Raw genomic sequence first — 3,053 nt, forward strand, 5'->3', positions numbered from 1 at the left:
CCGTGCCAGGCCTTTGTTCAGTGTCCGAGGGCCTTTACGACCTCTTCGGTGACCTTCTTGGCGTCGCCGAAGAGCATCATGGTATTGTCCTTGAAGAACAGCTCGTTCTCGACGCCGGCGTAGCCCGCCGCCATGCCGCGCTTGATGAAGAGGACGGTCTTCGCCTTCTCCACGTCGAGGATGGGCATGCCGAAGATCGGCGACTGCGGATCGGTCTTGGCCGCCGGGTTGGTCACGTCGTTGGCGCCGATCACGAAGGCCACGTCCGCCTGGGCGAACTCGGAGTTGATGTCCTCCAGCTCGAACACCTCGTCGTAGGGCACCTGGGCCTCGGCCAGCAGCACGTTCATGTGGCCCGGCATGCGGCCCGCCACCGGATGGATGGCGTACTTCACCTCGACGCCCTCCTCCTTCAGCATGTCGGCCATCTCGCGCAAAGCGTGCTGGGCCTGGGCCACCGCCATGCCGTAGCCCGGCACGATGATGACCTTCTCGGCGTTCTTCATGATGTAGGCCGCGTCGTCCGCCGAGCCCTGCTTCACCGGGCGGGCTTCCGCCTGGGCCCCGCCGCCGGCCGCCGCGGCGTCACCGCCGAAGCCGCCGAGGATCACCGAGATGAAGGACCGGTTCATGCCCTTGCACATGATGTAGCTGAGGATCGCGCCCGACGAGCCCACCAGCGCGCCGGTGATGATCAGCGCGGTGTTGCCCAGCGTGAAGCCGATGCCCGCCGCCGCCCAGCCCGAGTAGGAGTTCAGCATCGACACCACGACGGGCATGTCCGCGCCGCCGATGGGGATGATGAGCAGCCCGCCAAGGATCAGCGACACCGCGGTGATGATCCAGAACACCGTGATCGAGCCGGTGAGCACGAAGGCGATGATCAGGACCAGCAGCAGCAGGGCAAGGCCGGCGTTGATGAAGTGGCGCGACGGCAGCATGATCGGCTTGCCGCTCATGTTGCCGTTGAGCTTGGCGAAGGCGATGATGGAGCCGGTGAAGGTGATGGCGCCGATGGCCACGCCCAGCGACATCTCCACCAGGCTCGCGCCGTGCAGGTGCCCGGGATCGCCGATGCCGAAGGCGCGCGGCGCGTAGAGGGCGGCGGCCGCCACCAGCACCGCGGCCATGCCCACCAGCGAGTGGAAGGCGGCGACCAGCTGCGGCATCTGGGTCATGGCGATGCGCTTGGCCACCACCGCGCCGACGCCACCGCCGATGCCGATGCCGGCCAGCACCAGCACCCAGCCGGTGAGGTCCGACGGCGGCGACAGCGCCAGCGTGGTGAGGACGGCGATGCCCATGCCCACCATGCCGTACAGGTTGCCCTGCCGCGAGGTGGTGGGATGGCTGAGGCCCCGCAGGGCCAGGACGAAGAGAATGCCTGCGACCAGGTAGAGCAGGGCGGCGAAATTCGCGTTCATGTGCTCCGCCTCACTTCTTCTTGGAGTACATGGCGAGCATGCGGCTGGTCACGAGGAACCCGCCGAAGATGTTCACCGAGGCGAAGACGAGCGCGACGAAGCCGAAGATGCGCGCGCCCCAGGCATGGCTGGAATCGCCCACGGTGGTCACACCCACCGCGAGCAGCGCGCCCACCACGATCACCGAGGAGATGGCGTTGGTGACGCTCATCAGCGGGGTGTGCAGCGCCGGGGTCACCGACCACACCACGTAATAGCCCACGAACACCGCGAGCACGAAGATGGAGAGGCGGAACACGAAGGGGTCGATGGCCCCTCCGGTCGCGCCGTGGGCCACCGCGCCGAGGGCGGCGCCGGCCTGGTCGGCATAGAGCTGGGCAGCTTCCGCCGCCTGGCGCGCGATCTCTGCGGCGGCGCGGGCCTGGGCGGCGGCGTCCGTCGCGGTCTGGGCTGAGACGGGATTCATCAGGCCGCTCCCTCGCTGGTCGTTGCGAGATTCTTGGGTGCGAAGTTGGGGTGCACGACGGCGCCGTCGCGGGTGAGGAGGGTGGCCTTGACCAGTTCGTCGTCCCACTTCACGGCGAGGGACTTGGTCGCCTTGTCCACCATCGTCTCGAAGAAGTTGAAGAGGTTCTTGGCGTAGAGCGGCGAGGCCGACGCCGCGATGCGGCCGGGCACGTTGAGGTGACCGACGATCTTGACGTTGCCGACAAAGGCCACCTGGCCGGGCACCGCGCCTTCCACGTTGCCGCCACGCTCCACCGCCAGGTCGACGATGATCGAGCCGGGCCGCATGGAGGCCACCATCTCGGCCGTGATCAGGCGCGGCGCGGGCCGGCCGGGGATCAGGGCGGTGGTGATGACGATGTCCTGCTTCTTGATGTGCTCGGCGACGAGGGCCGCCTGCTTGGCCTGGTACTCCGCCGACATGGGCTTGGCGTAGCCGGCGGCGGTTTCCGCCTGCTTGAACTCCTCGTCCTCCACCGCGACGAACTTGGCGCCCAGCGAGGCGACCTGTTCCTTGGCGGCGGGGCGCACGTCGGTGGCGGTCACGATGGCGCCGAGACGGCGCGCGGTGGCGATGGCCTGAAGGCCCGCCACACCGGCGCCCATGACGAAGACGCGCGCGGCAGGCACGGTGCCGGCGGCGGTCATCATCTGCGGCAGGGCGCGGTTGAACTCGGCGGCGGCGTCGATGACGGCGCGATAGCCGGCAAGGTTCGCCTGGGAGGACAAAACGTCCATCACCTGCGCACGGGTGATGCGGGGCATCAGCTCCATGGCGAAGGCATTGACGTTGTAGCGCGCCAGCGTCGCCAGGGCCTCGTCGTTGCCATAGGGATCGATGATGGCCAGCAGCAGCGCGCCGGGCTTGTACGACGAAAGTTCGGCTTCCGTCGGACGGCGCACCTTCAGTACCACTTCAGCGCCGTACAGCGCATCGGCGGCGGTGGCCGCAATGGTGGCGCCGGCCGCCTCATAGTCCGCATCCAGGATGCCCGACTTGAGGCCCGCGCCCGTCTCGACCGCCACGCTGGCGCCAAGACCGACAAGACGCTTCACCGTATCCGGGGTCGCAGAGACCCGCGGCTCGCCGAGATCAACCTCGGCGGGGACAGCGATTTTCAT

At 68.2% G+C, this 3,053-nt stretch carries 3 protein-coding genes; all 3 read right to left on the bottom strand.

Annotation, left to right across the window (positions count from 1 at the left end):
- Positions 1-17: 17 nt before the first annotated feature.
- The 3 genes from FBQ73_RS11860 to FBQ73_RS11870 are packed head-to-tail and all read right to left on the bottom strand — an operon-like array spanning position 18 to position 3,053.
- On the bottom strand, positions 18-1,424 hold the full coding sequence (locus tag FBQ73_RS11860) for an NAD(P)(+) transhydrogenase (Re/Si-specific) subunit beta (RefSeq protein ID WP_138399719.1): 1,407 nt from the start codon (positions 1,422-1,424) through the stop codon (positions 18-20).
- Positions 1,425-1,434: 10 nt separating this feature from the next.
- Positions 1,435-1,890 (bottom strand): proton-translocating transhydrogenase family protein, encoded by a 456-nt coding sequence (locus tag FBQ73_RS11865; RefSeq protein WP_138399720.1) that lies wholly within the window; start codon positions 1,888-1,890, stop codon positions 1,435-1,437.
- Entirely contained in the window at positions 1,890-3,053 is a 1,164-nt protein-coding gene (locus tag FBQ73_RS11870; protein WP_138399721.1) for a Re/Si-specific NAD(P)(+) transhydrogenase subunit alpha, read from the bottom strand. Before FBQ73_RS11870 ends, FBQ73_RS11865 begins: the two co-directional genes overlap by 1 nt.

The sequence above is a fragment of the Xanthobacter autotrophicus genome (assembly GCF_005871085.1).
Classification (GTDB): Bacteria; Pseudomonadota; Alphaproteobacteria; order Rhizobiales; family Xanthobacteraceae; genus Xanthobacter; species Xanthobacter autotrophicus.

What these genes read in the sequence shown, in the direction of transcription:
- FBQ73_RS11860 (WP_138399719.1), bottom strand. Translation starts at nt 1,424, where the DNA reads ATGAACGCGAATTTCGCCGCCCTGCTCTACCTGGTCGCAGGCATTCTC.
- FBQ73_RS11865 (WP_138399720.1), bottom strand. Translation starts at nt 1,890, where the DNA reads ATGAATCCCGTCTCAGCCCAGACCGCGACGGACGCCGCCGCCCAGGCC.
- FBQ73_RS11870 (WP_138399721.1), bottom strand. Translation starts at nt 3,053, where the DNA reads ATGAAAATCGCTGTCCCCGCCGAGGTTGATCTCGGCGAGCCGCGGGTC.